Source organism: Pseudomonas sp. NPDC090208, from assembly GCF_044746785.1.
GTDB lineage: Bacteria > Pseudomonadota > Gammaproteobacteria > Pseudomonadales > Pseudomonadaceae > Aquipseudomonas.
On sequence record NZ_JBIVCU010000005.1, the window covers coordinates 372,452 to 392,987 of the forward strand.

A 20,536-nucleotide genomic window follows, 5' to 3' on the forward strand; every position below is an offset into this window, starting at 1 on the left:
ACAGCATGTTCAAGACTTGGCTGTGCATCGTTTGCGGCCTGATTTACGACGAAGCCTTGGGCTGGCCGGATGACGGCATCGTCGCCGGCACGCGCTGGGAAGATGTGCCGGAAGACTGGGTCTGCCCGGAATGCCACGTCGGCAAGGCTGATTTCGAGATGCTCGACATCAGCGAACACACCCAGGCCGTCACCGCCAGCGTGCCGGTCGGCACCCCGCCTCCCGCCGTGGCCGTGCCAGTGATCGCGAAAACAGTGATCGCAAAAGCTGCGGTGGCGACCTCGGCTGCAACCGTAGCGCCACGTCAGCCCATCGTCATCATCGGCAGCGGTTATGCCGGTTATGGCCTGGCTCAAGCATTGCGCAAGGCAGATGCGCAGGTCGAAATCCGCGTGCTGACCCAGGAATCCGGTCACCTGTATTCCAAGCCGGCGCTGTCCATCGGCCTGTCTCAAGGCAAGAGCGCCGAAGCGCTGGCCGGTGAGTCGCCGCTGGCGATTGAAAAGCGCCTGAACATCCGCGTCTATCCGCACTGCACGGTGCAGAGCATCGACAGCGCGGCGCGGCGTTTGCACACCAGCTTCGGTGACATGGAATACGGCCAGTTGGTGATTGCCAGCGGCGCGCAACCGATCCGCCTGCCGATTAAGGGCCAGGCGCAGGCCATGGTCAGCGTCAACAACCTGCAGGATTACCGGCACTTCCGCGAGCGCCTGACCGGCGTGCAGCGGGTGGCGATCCTCGGTGACGGCCTGATCGGCTGCGAGTTCGCCAACGACCTGGCGCACAACGGTTTCAGCGTCGATGTCATCGGCCTCGGGCGCTGGCCGATGGAGCGCCTGCTGCCGGTGGAAACGGGGCAACTGCTGCAAACGGCGTTGAGCGATCTGGGCGTGCGCTGGCACTTGCAGAACACCGTGGAGGCCATTGAATCCAGTGACCAGGGCTATGTTCTGACACTCGCCGACGGCCAGACGCTGACGGCGGATCTGGTGCTGTCGGCGGTCGGGCTGCGGCCTGATCTGAGCCTGGCGCAGAGCGCCGGCCTTGCTGTCGGGCGCGGCATTCAGGTGAACGCCGAACTGCAGACCTCGGTACCGGGCATCTATGCGCTGGGCGACTGCATCGAAATCGACGGCCAACTGCTGCCGTATCTGGCGCCGATCAACCAGGGCATCCAGGCACTGAGCAAAACCCTGCTCGGCCAGCCCACGGCCGTCGATTACCCGTTGATGCCGGTAACCGTGAAAACCCCGGCTGCACCACTGTGCCTGCTGGTGCCGGGTACCACTGGCGAATGGCGCTGCACGCCGACACCTGATGGCATGAGCGCCAGCTTTTATGACGCCGACGGCAGGCTCAACGGCTTTGCCCTGTTGGGTCGCCACGCGCAAACACAGCGCAGCGTATTGCTGCAGTCCTGTCAGACCACTCAGCAAGAGCTCGCCTGAGGCCGCCCCCATGAAAAACTCGATCAATCTGCCTTATGACGACGCAAGCTGCGGCTGGTACGCAGCCTTGCCTGAACAACCGGCCGTGACCCGCCTGTCCGGCGAGCAACGAGCCGACTACGCGGTGATCGGCGCAGGCTTCGCCGGCCTCGCCGCCGCCCGCCGCCTGGCGCTGCATCACCCGCAGGCGCGGATTCTGCTGGTCGACGCGCAGCGCGTGGCCCACGGTGCTTCGGGACGCAATTCGGGGTTTGTCATCGACCTGCCCCACAAGTTTGCGCTGGAGCATCCGGACCCCGCGCATAAACAGCGCTTGCTGTCGCTCAACCGCTCGGCCATCTCGCAGCTGCAGGGGCTGATCCAGCAACACGACATCGATTGCCAGTGGTCCCACGCCGGCAAGTATCAGGGCGCGGTCGGCCCTCGTGGCATGGCCTATCTGGATCACTTCGAACGGCTGATGACCGATCTGGGCGAACCGTTCCGTCGGGTCGGCACCAGCGAGCTGGCCAGCGTGCTGGGCACCCGCCATTACAGCGGCGCGATCTACACGCCGGGCTGCTACCTGATGCAACCGGCGGCACTGGTCACCGGCCTTGCCCGCAGCCTGCCGGACAACGTCGAGTTGCTGCAGGAGTCGCCGATCCAACGCCTGGAGCGAGACGGTCGCGGCGGCTGGATTCTGCACGGCAGCAACGGCGTGATCCGCGCGCCGCAACTGTTGCTGGGCACCAGCATCTTTACCCAGGAGTTCGGCTACCTGCGTAACCGCTTGCTGCCGGTGATGACCTTCGCCAGCTGGACCCGCCCGCTGACCGATGCCGAGCTGGCCACTTACGGCGGCCAACTGGACTGGGGCCTGACCCCGGCGGACCACGCCGGCACCACGGTGCGCATGACCCAGGACCGCCGCCTGATCATCCGCAACACCTACAAGCACGTGCCCAAGTACGGACGCAGCACCAGCGACGGCATGCGCTTGAGGATCCGCGAGTCGCACCGCAAGGCGTTCAAGGCGCGATTCCCGCAACTGGCCGACGTACCGTTCACTCACACCTGGGGCGGGGTCTACGCGATCTCGCGCAACTTCACCAACTTCTTCGGCGAGCTGGAGCCCGGCGTCCATGCCTCGGCCTGTGACAACGGCGTCGGCGCGGCGTGGGGCACCATTTCCGGCACTCTGCTGGCAGACATGGCGGTGGGCGCCGAGTCCTCGCAACTGGACGACATCCGCGCGGTCACCGGCATGCCATCGCTCAACCCGCCGGAGCCGTTCCTCGGGCTGGGTGTGCGTTCGCGCATTCACCTGGCGGCGTGGAACAGCCGGAGCGAGCTATGAGCACCGCCGGAAAAGTCAAAAAGCCGGTGCTGCGCATCGACCATCAAGACCTGGAATTCACCTTTCGCGGCGGCCCGCCCGGCGCCGCCTGGGTGGCCCGGGCCCTGAGCAACGAAGTCTCGCCGAACATCGGCGTCGGCTTCGCCCGCTGGGAAGGCGCGCAGGTGGCCTGGACGGTGCTGTACGACGAAGTGATCTTCGTGATCGAAGGCTGCTTCGAACTGCAGGTCGGCGATGAGCTGTTCCAGGTCACGCCCGGCCAGTTGCTGTGGATTCCCGAAGGTACCGAGCTGGTGTATGGCGGCCATGCGCTGTTCGGCTACGTCGTGCATCCCGGCAACTGGAAAGCCCTTCACGGCCTGGCCTGAGCCTTCTACCCGGACCCGCAGCCACGCTGCGCGTCCGGACTTCACCTTCTCTTTTTTTCCGGAATCGGCACCGTGTTTCGACTGACGAAAACGTTCGGCGCGCTGTATTTGGCCAGCCTGATGATGCAACTGGGCTCGATGCTGCTGATGACCTACCTGGCGTTGCGCCTGAACATGGCCGGCGCGGCGGAAACCGCAGGCGGCGCGCTGATGGCCGCCAACGCGCTGGGCATGGTGGCCGGTGGATGGGTCGGACGCAGCCTGATCGCCCGGGTCGGCCATATCCGCACCTACACGGCCTGCGCCGGGATCATTTCGGCAGCGGTGCTGGCCCATGAATTCAGCACGGCACTGCCATTCTGGCTGGTGCTGCGAGGTCTGGTCGGGCTGGCGATGATGTGCCAGTTGATGGTGCTGGAAAGCTGGCTCAACGACCAGGCCAGGACCGAGCAGCGCGGCAGTGTGCTGGCGCTGTACATGGTTGCCAGTTACGTCGGCATGATGCTCGGCAATCTGGCCTTGAGCCTGGATGAAGACCTGGGCATCCGTGCCCTGCTCGGCGTGGCCATGGTCTTCGCCCTGGGCTCGGTGCCCGTGGCCTTGACCCGCAGCATGCACCCTCAGGCCGTGCCAGCAACCTCCATCGACGTGCGCCTGTTCCTGAAACGGATTCCGCAGTCGCTGGTCACCGTGCTGGTGTCGGGCATGCTCAACGGCAGCTTCTATGGCCTGGCGGCAATCTATGCCAGCAAGCAGGGGCTCAGCACCGCGCAGGTCGGGCAGTTCATGGCGCTGTCGATTGCCGCTGGACTGTTGGCGCAGTTGCCACTGGGATGGCTCTCCGATCGCCTGCCGCGCGCCAGCCTGATCCGTGCCGTGGCCGTGCTGTTGATCGTCATCAGCCTGCCGCTGGCGCTCGATCGAAGCCCGTCGTTCATCACCCTGCTGTGTTTCGGCGCGGCCATCGGCTTTTTGCAGTTCTGCCTGTACCCACTGGGCGTGGCGCTGGCCAACGACAACATGGAGTCGGCCTTGCGGGTGTCGCTGTCGGGCATGCTGCTGATCACCTTCGGCATTGGCGCCTGTGTCGGACCCTTGATCGCCGGCGCCATGATGGAATACCTCGATGCGTCGATTTTTTACGGTTTCTACGCCGGCAGCGCCCTGCTCCTGGCGCTGTGCGTCGGCCAGGCAAAAGTCACCGGCCAGCACCTGCAAGACGACGCACCGCTGCAGCACGTGGTCATCCCCAACGGCATCGCCAGTTCCAGTCTGATGTCAGTGGGCGAACCCGTGCCTGAGCGGATCGAGCCGCGTTGAAAACGTCTGTGTCATCTGGCGGCTGGCGAACACTCGCCGGCCGCCTGACATGTCAAGGAAGAGCGTCCTTACATTGATGTGTTTTTCTCATGAACGGGTGATTAAATATGGTTTGAACAGTGGCCGGGCTTCCATCATCTTGGCCGCGATGCCAACACCGGGACAGACCGAAACAAACCTGCAGACACACAGTGACATGCCCTGATATCCCTCGATATCAGGCGATCAACTTCCTGCGGAATAACAACTAACCCTTGAACAAGAACAAAAGGGGATAACAGTGCGTGCGCAATCCGGCATATTGAAAGGCCTTAATCCGACAGTCACGGTCGCCTCCCTGATCGGGGTGATCATGTTCGTCGTGTTTTGTGCGTTTAACGACCAACAATCTTCCAAAGCCTTTGAAATGGCTTCGGTGTTCATTCTTCACAACTTCAAGTGGTATTACATCGCGTTGATCAGCGGTGTACTTGGCCTGTTGTTGTATATCTCCATCAGCCGTTTCGGCAATCTCAAACTGGGCGGCGAACATGACCGACCCGAATTCAGCTTCGCCTCGTGGATCGCGATGCTGTTCAGCGCCGGCATGGGCATCGGCCTGATCTTCTGGTCGGTGGCCGAACCGATGCTGCACTACGCCGACAACCCGTTCTCCAAGGGCCTGACCGACGAGTCCGCGACGCTGGCGATGCGCATCACCCTGTTCCACTGGGGCCTGCACCCATGGGCGATTTTCTCCATGATCGGCCTGAGCCTGGCCTACTTCGCCTACCGCAAAGGTCTGCCACTGGCCTTGCGCTCGTTGCTGTATCCGCTGATCGGCGAGCGCATCTACGGCTGGATCGGCCATGTGGTCGATATCATGGGCGTGGTGATTACCGCTTTCGGCGTTTCCCAGTCGCTGGGCCTGGGCGTGGTCCAGATCAACACCGGCCTGCATAACGTCTTCGGTGTGCCGGTCAGTGTCGGGCTGCAGCTGTCCATCATCCTGTTTGTCAGTGTGGTGGCCTGCGTTTCGCTGGTAGCCGGTCTGTCCAAAGGCATGAAGCGTATTTCCACGCTGAACATGTACCTGTCTTTCGCCCTGATGCTCGCGGTGCTCGCCATCGGCCCGAGCCGTTACATCCTCAATCTGATGTTCGAGTCCACGGGTGACTATGTGCAGAACATTGTCGGCCTGAGCTTCTGGATGGACGCGCAGAAAGACACCGAATGGCAGAACTGGTGGACGGCGTTCTACTGGCCGTGGTGGATGACCTGGGGGCCGTTTGTCGGCCTGTTCATTGCCCGTATTTCCAAGGGCCGCACCATTCGTGAACTGGTGATCGGCGCGCTGATCGTGCCGACGCTGGTGACCATTCTGTGGATGTCGGTGTTCGGCGGCGCGGCGCTGAAGAACGAGCAGCAGGACCGCCAGGCCTATCAGACCGCCGCCGCTGCGCAGCAAGTGACACAAGACCAGGCGAAATTCGAAGGCGGCTCGGTACTGCTGGCCACCAAGAAAGAAACCACGGCAGCCATGTTCACCCTGTTGCAGACGCTCGACGGCCAGACCATCGGCGCCGCCCTGTCGATTCTGGTGTGCGTCTTGCTCGGCGTGCACTTCGTCACCACCGCCGATGCCGGCACGCAGGTGCTGTGCACCCTGTGCTCGCTGGGCAGCACCAACCCGCCAAACTGGATTCGCTTGCTGTGGTGCATTCTGGAAGGCGCGATTGCGGCGGGGCTGTTGCTGGCGGGAGGGCTCAAGGCGATTCAGATGGCAAGTATCGCCGCCGGCCTGCCCATCGCACTGTTGCTGACGGTGATGTCCGGCACGCTGATTCACAGTCTGCGCAAGGAAATGCCGAGCGTGCCGGCCTGGACACCCGCCCTGGACAGCTTGCCGGGCGAGCCCGTGGCCCACGCCAGGCAGCGCAACATCAACCCGGAACGATCACCGGCCACGGCCTGATGATCGTCGTCACAACGGCAGCGATGGACATCTGAATCGCTGCCCCTCCCACTGAAGATCGCAGGGTGTTCGACACCCTGATCACAGTGGGAGGGATCCGAGGTCACGAGGGTCGCGAAAGCGGTGGATCATGTCACGCAACGCCAGCAGCCCTCACGCCTGGCGCTGTGCCCGGTCAAAGCCGAGCCTGGTTCGCGGCCAGCTGAGCCTGCAGCCACTTCTTCAAATCAGCGACCTCAGCCGTGGTGATGGTATGCCCGGCCCCGGCGTACGAATGAAATTCCGGGCTGATCAGCAGGTTCTCCAGTACCGTGCGCGCTTCGCTGGCACCGGTGAACGGCACGCGGTTGTCGGCGGCGCCGTGGCCGATGAAGACCTTCAGCGGCTTGAGGCTGTCGTCCGGTTTGAGACGGCTGTTAAGGGCGGCGAGGATCTTGCCGCTCAGCGGTGCGATACCGCGGACCATCTGCGGGTATTGCAGGCCGATCTGGTAGCTCATCATCGCGCCCTGGCTGAAGCCGACCAGGATCACTTTGTCCGGTTGGGTGGCGTATTTTTCGGTGGCCTGTTCGATGAAGGTGCGCAGCAGGTCGGTGCTTTTGTCGACGTCGCTGGTCACGCCTTCGTATTCGGCCTGGTCAGTGTCCTGGCTGAACCACTTGTAGCCACCGCCATCGACTTCCTGCGGCGCGCGTACGGACAGGTAGGTGTAGTCCTGGGGCAGTTCGCTGCGCAGGCCGAACAGGTCACGTTCGTCACTGCCGTAGCCGTGGAGGAAGATGATCAGGGGTTTGTCCTTGCTGTCGGCGGGCGCGGCGGCGAGGTAAGGCAAGGCGAGGTCGGTGAGCACGGCGGGATCGGCATGGGCGAAGCCTGCGAATACGCAGAGCAAGGCGGCGAAAAACTTCATCATTGAGGACGGGCCCTTTGAGAAAACGTCGGGCCCATCATACGCAGCATGTCTGTGTTGTCAGCCCGAAATCGATCAAGGGATGCTGTCAGTTTGCTGTACCGATTGCCGATTGTTGGAGCGGTCTTGTCCTGCGAGCGCCTGTAGGAGCGCGCTTGCCCGCGATCAACTGTAGGAGCTGGCTTGCCCTGCGAGCGCGCCGGGGTCGCGTCCGACCGAAGTCGTCGTAAAACCTGTGCCTGCGGTGTGTCTGACTGATTGCTGTAGCTGCTAACGCAGCTTGGTTTCGCCTGACGGCGAGTTACTTGGAAGAGCCCCAAGTAACCAAGGGCTCCTTACCCCGCCATACGGCATCTCGCCTAGGCTCGATGTGCCCTCACTCCGGCGACGCTCCGTGGGCCCGCCGCGAATGGGCCATCCATGGCCCACGCGGCTCTCGCGGCATCCATGCCGCTCGGCGCCACTCCACATCGCCTGCGTTCGGCCTTCTGGGACGGGGCCCCAACATCAAAAGCCAGATCAAAATCTCGCGCCGAGGCGGACTAACGTCCGACCTCTCGTTTGTGAGTGATCGCATTTCTCCTTGTGGGAGCGGTCTCGCCCGCGAAGGCGTCCTCAAGATCGCCACCGCCAGCAAGCCGGACTGCCACGGATTGGTGAACACCATCTGCCTTTGATTCTGGCCGAAGGCCGTAGGAGCCGGCTTGCTGGCGAAGGCGTCAGGTCAGTCAACCCTGCGGTGTCTTATCTGCCATGTTCGCCAGCAAGCCGGCTCCTACGGGAGATTGAGGTGATGCTATTGGCAGTCTTGCCATGCCAAGACATCACAAACATCCCCCATCCGTGGGAGGGAGCTCTGCTCGCGATAGCGTCAGTCCAGACAACACTGTTTTCGACTGATCACCCACAACAGCACGTCACCCCACTCAACCCTGCAATTCTTCCAACCCCAAATGCTCACGCAGAGTCGAGCCTTCATACGCTGTACGGAACAGTCCCTTGCGTTGCAGGTGCGGGATGACGCTTTCGGCAAATTCGCTGAACGAGCCCGGCAGATACGCGGGCGAGATCACGAAACCGTCGCAGCCGCCCTGGGTGAAGAGTTCGGCCAGTTGGTCGGCGATTTGCGCGCCGGTGCCGACCAGTTGCGGCACGCGCACGCTGCTGGCGAAGATCCGGCCGAGCGCTTCCAGCGTAAGGTCCGCACCTTGCGCCAGCAGTTTTTCGGCAGCCGCCGGGTGGATCGACGGCGAACGGGCGACTTCCGCCAAGGTGGACGACAGCGAAAACGGCGACAGGTCGACGTTCAGCTGCGACGCCAGTGTCACCAACCCCAGTTCAGGTCGCGCCAGGGCGTTGTGTCTGTCGCGCTTGGCCCGCGCTTCGGCTTCGCTGCCGCCAATGAACGGCATCACCGCAGTCAGTACCTTGCAGCTGTCGGCGCTTCGTCCTTGTTGCACCACTTGGCCGCGCACGTCTTCGCGGAAGGCCTGCATGGCGCGCAAGTGTGGATGGATGGTGAAGATCGCCTCGGCCCAGCGCGCGCCGAAACGCCGTCCGCGTCCGGACGAGCCGGCCTGGATCAGTACCGGCCGGCCTTGCGGCGAGCGCGGGATGTTCAGCGGCCCTTCGACCTTGAACCACTCGCCCTGATGCTGCACCGACGTGACCTTGGCCGGGTCGGCGAGTACGCCGTTTTCCCGGTCGAGTTTCAGCGCATCCGGGCCCCAGCTGTTCCATAGTTTCAGCGCCACTTCGACGAACTCGTCGGCGCGGTCGTAACGCAGGTCGTGCTCCAGATGTTTGTCCTTGCCGAACAGGCGCCCTTCGCTGTCGTTCATCGAGGTGACGATGTTCCACGCCGCCCGGCCCTTGGACAGGTGATCGAGGGTGGCAAACGAGCGGGCGATATGGGCTGGCTCGAAATAGGTGGTCGAGCGGGTGGCGCCCAGGCCCAGCTTGCTGGTCTGGCCGATCAGGTACGACAGGATCGGCATCGGGTCGAGCCGCGTTGCATCCTGTGCGCCGTAACGCAGCGCCAGCTCTCGCGAGCCGCCCATCTGGTCGCCCACGGCCAGACGGTCGGCGAAGAACAGGAAGTCGAACAGCCCCTCCTCCACCACTTTCGCCGTGCGCGCGTAGTACTCAGGGTCCAGGTAATTGCCCTGGGTTTCAGGATGACGCCACGCGGCGTGGCTGTGAATGACCGGGCCGCTCAGCAGGAAGGCGGACAGGTGAATTTGACGACTCATGAACCGGCTCCTGACTTATTTGCTCTGCGGTACCCAGACCGCGATGTTGGAAATCTGCAGCGGCTGCGGAATCATCTTTGCCGCGTAGTACAGGTCGGCGATGCGCTGCTGCTCGGCCAGTTGGTCGATCTTGACCGGGACGATGTCGTAGCTGCGGCGGCTGTTGGCCAGCTCGACGGTTTCCGGCGGAATGTTGCCCCACAGCGGCGCGAGGTTTTTCGCCGCTTCCTGCGGATGGCCTTTGACCCACTGGCCGGCCTGACGCAGGGTGTCGAACACCACTTGCAGCACTTCCGGATGTGCCTTGGCGAAGCTGGTATTGGCGACATAGAAACGGTTGTAGTTCGCCACGCCATGGCTGCCGTCAGCCAGCACGCGGACATGGTGTTCACGTTGCTGGGTAGCGAGGAACGGGTCCCAGATGGCCCAGGCGTCGACGTTGCCACTGGAGAACGCCGCCACGCCATCCGGCGCTTCGAGGTAACGCACGGTGATGTCGTCCAGGGTCAGACCGGCCTTCTTCAGCGCCGAGATCAGCAGAAAGTGGCTGCCGGAGCCTTTCGATACCGCTACCGTCTTGCCCTTGAGATCGGCGACGCTGCGAATCGGCGAGTTGTCCTGGACGATGATCGCCTGAGCGGTCGGTGACGGGTTTTCCCGTGCGTAGTAGGTCAGCGGTGCATTGGCGGCCTGGGTGAACAACGCGAACGCATCCGCCACGTCGGCATGCAGATCGACGCTGCCGGCGTTGATCGCGCTGAGCAGCCCGCTGCTGAACTCGTGCCATTTGACGGTAAAGCCCAGCGGCTTGAGGCGTTCCTCGATCTGCCCGTCGTTCTTCAGCAGAATCCACAGCGTCGACGAGCGCTGATAACCGATGTTGATGACCTGCTCGGCATGGGCCGTGACGGTCGTCAGCAGCAGCGCCGCCGTGACCAGAAGCTTACGAAGGGACATGGCAATCCTTTGATGTTCGAGGAAGTGAAATGCTCAGCACGGAAAAGCATGAGCGCCGATTCTGAAAGTCGTTTTGATTATAAAAAACACGGAGGATTATGAAAGAAACGTATGGATCTAAGCTTATGTCGCAACGCCGGTTGAACGTCCGAAGACACAGTGTGGTCTAGCAAGAAGCATCCATACAGCCGAATGAGGACATCGCCCGTGAACATCTTTGAAGCCCTGAGAGAAAGCCATGAACGGCAACGCGGTTACGCCAAGGCGCTGATCCACACCCACGGTGAAAGCAAGGCCCGCGCGGAGGCCTGGAAGCAGCTCAAGGCCGAATTGCAGGCCCACGAAACCGCCGAAGAGCGCTTCTTCTACGTGCCGCTGATGAAATACGACAACGGCGTCGACCTCAGCCGCCACGCCATCGCCGAGCACCATGAGATGGACGAAATGATGGAGACGCTGGATGACACCGAGATGTCCAGCCCCGCCTGGCTGGCCGCCGCGAAGAAACTGTCGGAGAAGGTTCATCACCATCTGGAGGAAGAGGAACAGAAGTTCTTTCAGATGGCCGGCAAACTGCTCAATGACAAGCAGAAAGAAAGCCTCGCCGGCGGTTATGTGAAGGAATACGAGGAGCAACTGGCGGAGGCTTGAGGGCTTATCGCCCTTCCGATTCTGGGCGCAGCCCGTGGGAGCGTGGCTTGCCCGCGATTTGCCGGGAACCGGCAATCAACCCTGTGTACGCGGGGGTCTGGCAAAACGTGCTCGCATGATTGACTGCCGCTGCGCGCCAGATCGCGGGCTAGCCACGCTCCTACGCCTTCGGCAGAATCAACAGCCTGCTCCGCTTACTGACGTCCATCACCACGCAAACGCACTAACCCCTCCAGAGTAAAACGCGCCTGGGTCAGGACCACGTCCCTGACCCGCTCCATTTCTGCCCGTCCGACTTCGGTCCACTTCAAGGCTTCGAGCAATTTCGGCTTCTGCACGCGGAACGCCAGCCCCTGGGTGAACAGCGCCATCGAATGAATCACCGTGCGTTCATCGGTGACCTCGAAACCCGCCAGACGGGCAATCAACCGCCGGATCACCGCACCAACGCGGGCCTTGAAGCGTTCTTCAAAGGCGGTCGTCGCGCTCTCCGGGCACAGGCCGGCCTGATGGCGGTCGAGAAAGGCCCGCCAGATAGTCGATTGCGGGCTGTCCTGAATGGTTGAAATCACCGTGCCGAGAATCCCCAGCGAGCGCTCGATCAGGGTCTCGTCGTCGACATCGGCCTGCTCCAGTGCCTGTTCCGCTGCCGTGACCGAGTCACCCATGATCCCCCACATCCGCGTGATCATGTGCTCGACGCAGGCCAGGTAAACCCCTTCCTTGCCATCGAAGTAGTACTGCAAAGCAGGCGTGTTGACCCCCGCCGCGCTGGCGATATCGCGGGTGGACGCGCCGTCGTAGCCGCGCTCGGCGAACACCTCGACGGCGGCCTCGATGATGCGCGCGCGGGTTTCTTCACCGCGCTGATAGCCCCCTTCGGCGGCCGGTTTGTGTCGTGCCATGTGCAGCTCCCCTCGGATACCCGGACAAAAATATACCAGTTGACAAAAATTGGCGAAGCGCTGAATTTATTCCGACTGATATAAATCTGGAGCCACCCCCATGTCCGCCGCGCCACCCTCCCCTCAAGTCCTGTCCGAGGACACCCGCACTCAGCGCGGCAAGGCCCGACGGATTCTGCTGACCCTGGTCACGGTGGCGCTGGCGGGCGGGCTGGTCTGGGGCGCCTGGTGGTGGCTCGCCGGTCGCTTCATCGAAACCACCGACGACGCCTACCTGCAAGCCGACAGCATCAGCGTCGCGCCGAAGATCAGCGGTTACGTCGGTGAAGTGCTGGTCAGCGACAACCAGGCAGTCAAACGGGGCGATGTGCTGGTGCGTCTGGATGCCCGCAAGTATCAGGCAATCAGCGATCAGGCCTCGGCCACCATCGCAGCGCGCACGGCGGATCTGGCCAAGGCCCAGGCCGATCTGACGCAACAGGATTCGACGATTGCCGAAGCTCAGGCGCAATTGCAGGGCGCCGAAGCGGATGTTCGTCATGCCCAGACCGAGGTCGCTCGCTACGCCCCATTGGCGCGTTCGGGCGCCGAGCCGGAAGAACGCCTGGCACAACTCAACAACCAATTGGCTCAGGCCCGCAGCACGCTGGCGGCAAAACAGGCAGCCTTGCGCTCCAGCCAGACCCGTTACGGCACCCTGCAAGCCCAGCTCAAACAGGCGCAGGCGCAGCTCGGTGTCGCCAAAGCCAGCGAAGCGCAGAGCCAGCTCGACGTCGACGACGCAGTGATCGTCAGCCCGCTGGACGGCCGCATCGCCGACCGTGGCGTGCGCGTCGGCCAATACGTGCAGCCGGGCACGCGCCTGCTGACCGTGGTGCCGGTGAGCGCGATCTACCTGACCGCCAACTACAAGGAAACCCAGATCGGCGACATGCGCCCCGGCCAGACCGTCACCGTGCATGTCGATGCGCTGCCGGGCCGCGACCTGCAAGGCCACATCGACAGCCTCGCACCCGGCACCGGTGCGCAATTCGCCCTGCTGCCGCCGTCCAATGCCACCGGCAACTTCACCAAGATCGTCCAGCGGGTGCCCGTGCGCATCAGCCTCGACGTGCCCGACGACGTGCGCGCGGCGCTGGTGCCCGGCCTGTCGGCGACCGTCGAAGTAGACACCCGTAGCCACGCGGCGGACGCCAGCCATGGCTGAGTTGAGCGTGACGGCGATGCCGGCGGACACGCCGCAGAACGCCTCGCTGACGGATTGGCTGGCGGTGGCGGCGGGTTCGCTGGGGGCACTGCTGGCGACCCTGGACATCTCCATCACCAACTCCGCGCTGCCGCAGATTCAGGGGCAGATCGGCGCCACTGGCACCGAAGGCACCTGGATCGCCACCGGTTACCTGATGTCGGAAATCGTCATGATTCCGCTGGCGGCCTGGCTGACACGGGTGTTCGGCCTGCGCCGTTTCCTGATCGGCACGGCGCTGATGTTCACCTTCTTCTCGATGTTCTGCGGCCTGTCGTCGAGCCTCGGTGCGATGATCGCCGGCCGTATCGGCCAGGGCTTTGCCGGTGGTGCGATGATCCCGACCGCGCAGACCATCGTCCGCACCCGCCTGCCGGCTCACCAGTTGCCGATCGGCACCACGCTGTTCGGCATGACCGCGATTCTCGGGCCGCTGATGGGGCCGGTGATCGGTGGCTGGCTCACGGAAAACATCGACTGGCGCTGGTGTTTCTTTCTCAACCTGCCTATCGCCATCGCCCTGATCACCCTGCTGCTGACCGGCCTGCCCCGCGAGCCGATGAACCTTGAGCGTTTCATCAAGGCCGACTGGCTGGGCATTGTCGGCCTGGCCATGGGCCTGAGTTCGCTGACCGTGGTGCTGGAGGAAGGCCAGCGCGAACACTGGTTCGACTCGCTGCTGATCATCTGGCTGAGCATCGCCACGGTGGTCGGTTTCTTCCTGATCGCCGTTGGCCAGTTGCGCTCAAGTACGCCGATCCTGCGCCTGCAACTGCTGCTCAACGGCAGCTTCGGCAGCGTCCTGCTGATCGCCACCGCCGTCGGCGCCGGGCTGTACGGCACGGCGTATCTGGTGCCGCAATTTCTCGGCGTACTGTCAGGCTACAACGCGCAGCAGTCCGGCTCGATCATGTTGCTGTCGGGCATTCCGGCGTTTCTGCTGATGGCGTTCCTGCCGAAGATGCTCGGTCGCTATGACCTGCGCCTGATGGTCGGCGCCGGCCTGTTGCTGTACTGGGCCAGCTGTTTTGTCGACACCACGCTGACCACCGACAGCGTCGGCCATGACTTCGTGCTGTCGCAGCTGCTGCGCGGCTTCGGCCAGATTCTGGTGATGATGCCGCTCAGCCAGTTGTCGATGCGCGCGGTGGGTGCGCAGCATGCCGGCGATGCCGCCGGGCTCTACAACATGTCGCGCAACCTCGGCGGCACCATCGGCCTGGCGCTGCTCGGCGTGTTGATGGACCGGCGCAGCCACTTCCACGACGACAGGCTGCGCGAAGGCATTCTCGCCAACAGCCAGTTGGCGCAGGACCATATGGCGAGCAACACCGCCAGCTACCTGGCGCAAAGCGGTGATCCATCCACTGCGCAATTGCAGGCCTTCATGCAACTGGCCAGCGACATTGCCCGGCAGGCCTCGGTGATGGCCTACAACGATGCGTTCCACTTGCTGGGGCTGGCGATGCTCGCCTGCCTCCCGCTGATCTTCATCCTGAAAAAGCGCGCGGCGCAGGCAGGCTCCCGACCATGATTTCCCGTTCCCTCGCGCTGTTGCTCGGCACCGGCCTGCTGGCTGCCTGCACCGTAGGCCCGGACTACCACGGCGCCCCCGACGTGGCGCCGAAAACCCTGGCCGCCGGGCGCCTGCCCCATGGCAACAATCAGGCCGACAACCCGGCCACCCATGAGCCTGGCGTCGCGCGATGGTGGCAATCGCTGGGCGATACACAGCTCAACGAACTGGTCGCGCAGGCCTTGAAAAACAGCCCGGACATCGCCACAGCCCAAGCCCGTTTGCGTCAGTCCCGCGCCAGCCTCAGCGGCTCGCGTGCCGATGCCTTGCCAAAAATCAGTGCCGATGCGGCCATGCTCAAACTGCGCTCGCCGGACACTTCCGCGCTGGGTGGCAGCGGTGGCGGTGGTGGGCGCGGTCCGCTGACGTTGTATCTGGCTGGCTTCGATGCCAGTTGGGAGGCCGACCTGTTCGGCGGCAACCGTCGCGCCATCGAAGCCGCGCGGGCCGAAGCCGAATCGACCCAGGCGCGGCTGGCCGACGCGCAAGTGCAACTGGCCGCCGAGGTGGTGCAGACCTACGCCGACCTGCGTGATCAGCAGGCCCGACTGGCGCTGGTCGAGGCCAGTGTCGCCATTGAGGAACAGGCGCTGGACTTGACGCAACAGCGGCGCAGTCGCGGGGTCGCCTCGCAACTGCAACTGGAACAGGTGCTGACCCAGGCGGAAAATACCCGCGCCCAGCGCTTGCCGTTGCAGAGTTCGATCGTCGAGTCGGTCGATCAACTGAGCCTGCTGTGTGGTCTGGAACCGGGCGAACTGGATGGCCGTCTCAACCCGGTTCGTCCGCTGCCATCGATCCCGAGCCAAGTGCCGTTTGCCGACCCGGCGGCGATTCTCAAGGCGCGTCCCGACATCCGTGTCGCCGAACGCGCACTGGCGTCGAGCAACGCGCAGATCGGCGAGAAAAAGGCCGACTGGTTCCCCAAACTCAGCCTGACCGGCGACCTGTCGTTCAGCGCCGCCGACCCCGGCCACCTGGCGCGCCAAAGCAACGGCACCTGGCTGTTGTTGCCGCGACTGACCTGGAACATCCTCGATTTCGGCCGGGTTGCCGCCAGCGTCGAAGGCGCCGAAGCCGGCCATGACGAAGCGCTCGCCCAATACAAAGGCGTGGTGCTGAGCGCCCTGCGCGACGCCGACGTGGCCCTGGCCCGTTACGGCCACCAGCGGGAAAACGTCGTACTGCTGCGCACCGTCGAAGCTTCGGCCGTGCGCGCCGCCGACCTGACCCGCCAACGCTACCGCGCCGGCACCGCCAGCACGCTGGACTGGCTCGACGCCGAACGCACCCGCTACCAGGCCCAGGAAAGCCGAATATCCGGCGACGCCGCCCTGCTCAAGGACTTCGCCTCGCTGCACAAGGCCCTCGGCTTGGGCTGGACCTTGTAAATTTCACGCCCTCCCCCGACTTCAAAACTGTGGGAGCGAATTCATTCGCGATGCGGTGTTCCAGACAACGAATGTGTATCGACCGGACCGGCCCCTCGCGAATGAATTCGCTCCCACAGGGGGGCTGCGTGTTTGCCGCCGGACCTTGTGATGCCTGCACCCGAACCTGTCACACGTTCGTCATATCCCCCTGCCAGCATGCCCACGCCCGCGGAGCCGCTGTTCATCGTGTGCAACGGATTGCCGTCCCCTCGCTCCGCGGGCTGGCGTGATGCCGGACGGTGTTCCGTCAGCCTTCCGGATCCGCCGAACCATGATTTCAGCCGCGCTGCGCCACCCCATCGTCATCCGCTCCGACGACATGAACGCCGACGAATTCGGCGCGCTGTTCTCCCGCGTGTTCGGCGATCTGTATGCGAATTTCCCCGCGCAGGAAACGCCGATACGGGTCTGCGGCGTGTATGGCCGCTACGACGGCGTCAGTTTCAGGCACATGCGCTATGGCGGAGACGTGGCGTTCGCCACCCCGGACATGGCCGACGAAATCAGCTTCATCCTGCCCACCACCGGGCAAATGATCGCCAACCTGTTGACACAAAGTGTGGCCACACCCGCGGTAGGGCTGGCCGTGGAAAAATCGCACATGCGCTCGGTGCGGATGCTCGATGGCCACACCCAATACGGTTTTTCCATACGTCGCGGGCTGTTCGTGCAACGCCTGTCGGTGTTGCTGGGCCGGCCGGTGATGAAGGCCATCCACTTTCAGTCTCGGGTCGACCTGAGCGACAAGGCCTTTGACGGACTGAAAGCGCTGGTGGGGTTTGCCACCAGTGTTGAGGCCGACTCGCTGATCAACGCCCGCAGCCTGATGCCGGAGCGCCTGCAAGAGATGCTCATCGACGCCGTGCTGGAGGTGTGGCCGCACAGCTACAGCGAAGACCTGCAACGGCCACAACCGGGCATCGCACCACGGCATGTGAAACTGGCGATGGATTACCTGCAGGAACACCCGCAAACGCTGGTCAGCGGCACCGAACTGGCGGCGCTGAGCAACGTCAGCCTGCGCGCGCTGCAAGAAGGCTTCAAACGCTTTGTCGGCACGTCGATCGTCGCCTATCAGCGCCAGGTGCGCCTTGAGTACGCCTGGAAGCTGTTGCAGTGCGAGCCTTCATCCTCGGTCAATGAAGTGGCGCTGCGCCTGGGCTTCTCCAATGCCGGCCGCTTCAGCCAGTATTTCCAGCAAGCCTACGGCCTGCGCCCGCAGGACGTGCGCAAGGGCCTGCACCGCCACTGAGCGATGCAGGCCTGCCCCCATCACAAGGCGGTCAGAACTGATAGCTGGCCTTGAGACTGCCGCTGAAACCGTGGCTGTCGCCACCGCCCACCGCACCGGCTTCTGCACCTACGCTGAACGCGCCGAGGCTGGCCATGACATTGACCGCGCCGCTGAACTGGTCGCGGTTGTCATAGGCCGCACGCTGCTGCACGTCGAAGCCCAGCAGACTGGCATCGCTTTCTACGCGGTGATCGCCCAACACATGCTCGTAACCCACCTGCACGCCGGGCACCAACTGCCAGCCACCACCAATGCCCATGGGCGCGAAGGAGGCCTTGAGGTCGGTAAAGGCGCTGCGGCGAGTGGTCTGCTGACCGTCGACGTCCAGCGCCAGCTCGCTGCCCTTCTCCTGGAAGCCGTTCAGATCCAGGCGGCTGACCCGCATGCCCACGCTCGGCTCCAGCGTCACGCTGCTCATCGGCATGCGATAACCCAACGCCACTTGCGCGCTGGCAAGGTTGCCATGGGTGTCGCCCTTGGCTGCGCCCAGTCCACCGCCCAGCTCACGCTTGCTGCTGTAATCCACCCAGCCGGCACCGAGGTCGGCGGCGACGAACACGCCGCGCTCCAGACCGTCCGGCGCGAACCGGGCGCCGATCGAACCGAAGGTCAGATCGGTATCGGCCTCGCCACCGGCCCCAGCCACCGTGCCACGGCTGTAGCCGAAGGCGGCATAGCCGCTCAACTGACTGGAGAAGCGCTGGCTCAGACCGATCAGCGTGCCCTGGGTGTGTTCGTTGCTGCTGGCGGCATGGGACGAGCCGTCGGTGCCGAGGTAGCCGGCCAGGCCCGTGGTCCACACACGGCTCTGCCCGTCTTTCAGATCGACCCCGCTGGTGTAGGCTGCCGCAGCCTGGCCGACCACAGTCGGCTGACGCAGCAGATAACTGGCGGCATCGGCATGCACCTGACCGCCCACGGTGGATTGCACGCCGCCGAGGCTGCCGGCATCCAGCGCCGATTGCAGGTAATAGTTGTAGGCGGTGTCGTTGCCTGACAGGCTGCTGTTCTGCAGTTGCTGCAGCAGACCCGCACCGGCAGCGTCGTTGCCGACCAGCCCGACCTGACCCGGCAGGCTGTTGTAATAGACCATCTTGCCGCGCAGCACATAGATCGTTTCCTGCGACAGACCCAGCCCCTGCTTGAGGTAGTTGTCCATGCTGCCGTACTCGGCAGTCACCTCGTCCAGGCCCGCTTGCAGGTAACTGGCCTCGACACCCAGCAACGGCGCATAGACCGCCGCCATGCTGGCCGGCATCGCCGCCAGCGTCGCGGCGACCCGGTCGGCGGTGTAATCGTTGGTCGCCAGGTAGTTACTCATGATGGTGGCACTGTCGACCCCGGCAATGCTCAGCAACACGGCGGTGGTCCAGCCGGTACGGTCCTTGCCGGCGGTGCAATGGAACAGCGCGGCGCCATCGACACCGGCCAGATCATTGAACAGCACGGAAAACTGACTGCGCATCCCGGCATCGCTGACAAAACTACGGTTGGCCTGCTGCATCATCGCCACCGCCTCCGCCGGGCTGCTGACCGCCACAGTGGTGATATTCGCACCCGACGTACCGCTGCCGATGATGTCGATATTGGTGTAAGTCGCGCCGGTCGGCAGCGTGTCCGGGGTCGCGGCGATCTCACTGGCGGTGCGCAGGTCATACACCGCGCTGATGCCCAAGGTATTGAGCGTCGCCAGATCGGAAGCGGTCGGCGTCAGCGCATTGGAGCGGTAGAACACCCCCGAACGCATGGTGCCGTCCAGCGCAGTGGTATAGGCCGTCGTGGTGCCGGCGATGTCACGGAAATTGTCGATACCGGTCAGACGCGGGGTGTCCAGCGTGTAGGTATCAGCCGCGTGAGCAGCACCAATGGAAAGGGTCAAAACGGACAACGACGGCAGGATGCGGGAAAACACTGTGTAGCCTCCATGGATACAGGATGGGCTGGCTACTATCGATACTTGTCCGAAACGAAATATTACAGATTCAAAGCAAACGAAATTGACTGCGCGATCGGTCTGTTTGCTGCGCGTTTTGTATGAGTTTTGAGGTTTTTCGTAGCAGCCCGGCTTGCCGGCGGTGGCATTCTCGCGGTCGCCACCGCCGGCAAGCCGAACTGCTACGGGTTGAACCGCAGCGATCCCTGTAGGAGCTGGCTTGTCCTGCGACCGGCGGGGCACCCGGCGTAAACCCACAGAACGCCGTTTGCCTGATACACCGCATCAGCCGGGTTTGCTGCCGCTTCGCGTCAGGTCGCAGGACAAGCCAGCTCCTACAGGGGTTACCGCCCCACCAAAAACACCTGCTTGGGCATCTTGAAATTACGCAACGTCAGCAACGCCATCGGCCCGGCACCCAGCTCCGTGCGCAGGTACCAGGTCAAACCAATCCCGTCCGGCGCAGTGATGACGATGCGGAAACGGCTGTCGCTGTCGTCCAGTGGCGTGACCTGCGCCTTGTCCAGCAGGCGGATCAGGCCCCAGGTGCCTTCGAAGTCGCCGTACAACCGCTCGCCGGTTCTGACGCTGGTCCAGGTCAGGTTCGCCCCCGGATGTGGGCTGATGCCCGGCCAGCCGAAGCGCTGCCACTTTTCCATCTGGTTGAAGTAGTGATGGCGTTCGCCGTTGAGGGTGAAGGTGGTCTGCACCACGTCGCGCACCGGCTTGCCTTGCAGCTCGAAACTCAGCCCCATGCCGCCGTCGGTGTAGAGCACGTCAGCGAGATGGGCGAGCTGGTTGACCGCCTTGAGAAACTGCGGATTGACCTTCAGGCCCTGACCGTTCTGTGGATCGACCACCCAGCGGTTGCCTTCCTTGCGCAGCACGCCGGTGAGCTGGCGTTGCAAAAACTGTTCGATGCGCCCGGAATCGGCGCGGATCAATTG

At 63.6% G+C, this 20,536-nt stretch carries 16 protein-coding genes and 1 pseudogene; 11 read left to right on the forward strand and 6 right to left on the reverse strand.

The window, feature by feature from the left end:
- Window positions 1-5: 5 nt before the first annotated feature.
- From ACIPL0_RS12040 to ACIPL0_RS12065, 6 genes and pseudogenes are all read left to right on the forward strand, one after another.
- Window positions 6-170 (forward strand): annotated as a pseudogene (locus ACIPL0_RS12040) (rubredoxin); the annotation flags it as partial.
- Window positions 159-1,451: an FAD-dependent oxidoreductase gene (locus ACIPL0_RS12045; protein WP_400602222.1), complete on the forward strand. Its 1,293-nt coding sequence runs from the start codon at window positions 159-161 to the stop codon at window positions 1,449-1,451. The pseudogene ACIPL0_RS12040 and the gene ACIPL0_RS12045, both read left to right, overlap by 12 nt.
- Window positions 1,452-1,461: 10 nt before the next feature.
- Window positions 1,462-2,790, forward strand: coding sequence for an NAD(P)/FAD-dependent oxidoreductase (locus tag ACIPL0_RS12050; protein WP_400602189.1), 1,329 nt, complete (start codon window positions 1,462-1,464; stop codon window positions 2,788-2,790).
- The gene (locus tag ACIPL0_RS12055) at window positions 2,787-3,158 is read left to right on the forward strand and encodes an ethanolamine utilization protein EutQ (protein WP_400602191.1); all 372 of its coding nucleotides are present in this window, start codon (window positions 2,787-2,789) and stop codon (window positions 3,156-3,158) included. The genes ACIPL0_RS12050 and ACIPL0_RS12055 overlap by 4 nt, the downstream gene beginning before the upstream one ends.
- 72 nt (window positions 3,159-3,230) lie before the next feature.
- The gene (locus tag ACIPL0_RS12060; protein ID WP_400602193.1) at window positions 3,231-4,478 is read left to right on the forward strand and encodes an MFS transporter; all 1,248 of its coding nucleotides are present in this window, start codon (window positions 3,231-3,233) and stop codon (window positions 4,476-4,478) included.
- A gap of 280 nt (window positions 4,479-4,758) precedes the next feature.
- Window positions 4,759-6,432 carry a BCCT family transporter gene (locus tag ACIPL0_RS12065; protein WP_400602195.1) on the forward strand — a complete coding sequence of 558 codons (1,674 nt, stop codon included), beginning with the start codon at window positions 4,759-4,761 and terminating at the stop codon, window positions 6,430-6,432.
- A 175-nt stretch (window positions 6,433-6,607) separates the two neighbouring features.
- On the opposite strand, the gene ACIPL0_RS12070 is transcribed toward ACIPL0_RS12065, so the two are convergent.
- The 3 genes from ACIPL0_RS12070 to ACIPL0_RS12080 form a co-directional block, all read right to left on the reverse strand.
- Complete coding sequence (locus tag ACIPL0_RS12070) at window positions 6,608-7,345, reverse strand: alpha/beta hydrolase (RefSeq protein WP_400602197.1); 738 nt, start codon at window positions 7,343-7,345, stop codon at window positions 6,608-6,610.
- A 923-nt stretch (window positions 7,346-8,268) separates the two neighbouring features.
- Window positions 8,269-9,594, reverse strand: a complete 1,326-nt coding sequence (locus ACIPL0_RS12075) for an LLM class flavin-dependent oxidoreductase (protein WP_400602199.1) — start codon at window positions 9,592-9,594, stop codon at window positions 8,269-8,271.
- Window positions 9,595-9,609: 15 nt separating this feature from the next.
- Entirely contained in the window at window positions 9,610-10,551 is a 942-nt protein-coding gene (locus tag ACIPL0_RS12080; protein ID WP_400602201.1) for an aliphatic sulfonate ABC transporter substrate-binding protein, read from the reverse strand.
- A gap of 207 nt (window positions 10,552-10,758) precedes the next feature.
- Between ACIPL0_RS12080 and ACIPL0_RS12085 the strand changes: the two genes are divergently transcribed.
- Window positions 10,759-11,202 carry a hemerythrin domain-containing protein gene (locus ACIPL0_RS12085; protein ID WP_400602203.1) on the forward strand — a complete coding sequence of 148 codons (444 nt, stop codon included), beginning with the start codon at window positions 10,759-10,761 and terminating at the stop codon, window positions 11,200-11,202.
- A 194-nt stretch (window positions 11,203-11,396) separates the two neighbouring features.
- Here ACIPL0_RS12085 and ACIPL0_RS12090 read toward each other — a convergent pair whose 3' ends face one another.
- Window positions 11,397-12,107, reverse strand: a complete 711-nt coding sequence (locus tag ACIPL0_RS12090) for a CerR family C-terminal domain-containing protein (protein WP_400602205.1) — start codon at window positions 12,105-12,107, stop codon at window positions 11,397-11,399.
- A gap of 100 nt (window positions 12,108-12,207) precedes the next feature.
- Between ACIPL0_RS12090 and ACIPL0_RS12095 the strand changes: the two genes are divergently transcribed.
- The 4 genes from ACIPL0_RS12095 to ACIPL0_RS12110 all read left to right on the forward strand — a co-directional run bounded on the left by ACIPL0_RS12095 (window position 12,208) and on the right by ACIPL0_RS12110 (window position 17,614).
- Window positions 12,208-13,314: an HlyD family secretion protein gene (locus tag ACIPL0_RS12095; protein WP_400602207.1), complete on the forward strand. Its 1,107-nt coding sequence runs from the start codon at window positions 12,208-12,210 to the stop codon at window positions 13,312-13,314.
- The gene (locus ACIPL0_RS12100; protein WP_400602209.1) at window positions 13,307-14,887 is read left to right on the forward strand and encodes a DHA2 family efflux MFS transporter permease subunit; all 1,581 of its coding nucleotides are present in this window, start codon (window positions 13,307-13,309) and stop codon (window positions 14,885-14,887) included. The genes ACIPL0_RS12095 and ACIPL0_RS12100 overlap by 8 nt, the downstream gene beginning before the upstream one ends.
- On the forward strand, window positions 14,884-16,320 hold the full coding sequence (locus ACIPL0_RS12105) for an efflux transporter outer membrane subunit (protein WP_400602211.1): 1,437 nt from the start codon (window positions 14,884-14,886) through the stop codon (window positions 16,318-16,320). Before ACIPL0_RS12100 ends, ACIPL0_RS12105 begins: the two co-directional genes overlap by 4 nt.
- A gap of 313 nt (window positions 16,321-16,633) precedes the next feature.
- Window positions 16,634-17,614, forward strand: coding sequence for a helix-turn-helix domain-containing protein (locus ACIPL0_RS12110; protein WP_400602213.1), 981 nt, complete (start codon window positions 16,634-16,636; stop codon window positions 17,612-17,614).
- Window positions 17,615-17,645: 31 nt separating this feature from the next.
- On the opposite strand, the gene ACIPL0_RS12115 is transcribed toward ACIPL0_RS12110, so the two are convergent.
- Together ACIPL0_RS12115 and ACIPL0_RS12120 are read right to left on the reverse strand one after the other, a co-directional pair.
- Window positions 17,646-19,568: a tyrosine-protein phosphatase gene (locus ACIPL0_RS12115; protein WP_400602215.1), complete on the reverse strand. Its 1,923-nt coding sequence runs from the start codon at window positions 19,566-19,568 to the stop codon at window positions 17,646-17,648.
- A 365-nt stretch (window positions 19,569-19,933) separates the two neighbouring features.
- Window positions 19,934-20,536 (reverse strand): type VI secretion IcmF C-terminal domain-containing protein (locus tag ACIPL0_RS12120; protein WP_400731535.1); only part of this gene is annotated, 603 nt, incomplete at its 5' end.

Excerpts from the sequence above, each read along its gene's own strand:
- ACIPL0_RS12045 (WP_400602222.1), top strand. The coding sequence starts at position 159 with ATGCTCGACATCAGCGAACACACCCAGGCCGTCACCGCCAGCGTGCCG.
- ACIPL0_RS12050 (WP_400602189.1), top strand. The coding sequence starts at position 1,462 with ATGAAAAACTCGATCAATCTGCCTTATGACGACGCAAGCTGCGGCTGG.
- ACIPL0_RS12055 (WP_400602191.1), top strand. The coding sequence starts at position 2,787 with ATGAGCACCGCCGGAAAAGTCAAAAAGCCGGTGCTGCGCATCGACCAT.
- ACIPL0_RS12070 (WP_400602197.1), bottom strand. The coding sequence starts at position 7,345 with ATGATGAAGTTTTTCGCCGCCTTGCTCTGCGTATTCGCAGGCTTCGCC.
- ACIPL0_RS12075 (WP_400602199.1), bottom strand. The coding sequence starts at position 9,594 with ATGAGTCGTCAAATTCACCTGTCCGCCTTCCTGCTGAGCGGCCCGGTC.
- ACIPL0_RS12080 (WP_400602201.1), bottom strand. The coding sequence starts at position 10,551 with ATGTCCCTTCGTAAGCTTCTGGTCACGGCGGCGCTGCTGCTGACGACC.
- ACIPL0_RS12090 (WP_400602205.1), bottom strand. The coding sequence starts at position 12,107 with ATGGCACGACACAAACCGGCCGCCGAAGGGGGCTATCAGCGCGGTGAA.
- ACIPL0_RS12095 (WP_400602207.1), top strand. The coding sequence starts at position 12,208 with ATGTCCGCCGCGCCACCCTCCCCTCAAGTCCTGTCCGAGGACACCCGC.
- ACIPL0_RS12100 (WP_400602209.1), top strand. The coding sequence starts at position 13,307 with ATGGCTGAGTTGAGCGTGACGGCGATGCCGGCGGACACGCCGCAGAAC.
- ACIPL0_RS12105 (WP_400602211.1), top strand. The coding sequence starts at position 14,884 with ATGATTTCCCGTTCCCTCGCGCTGTTGCTCGGCACCGGCCTGCTGGCT.
- ACIPL0_RS12110 (WP_400602213.1), top strand. The coding sequence starts at position 16,634 with ATGATTTCAGCCGCGCTGCGCCACCCCATCGTCATCCGCTCCGACGAC.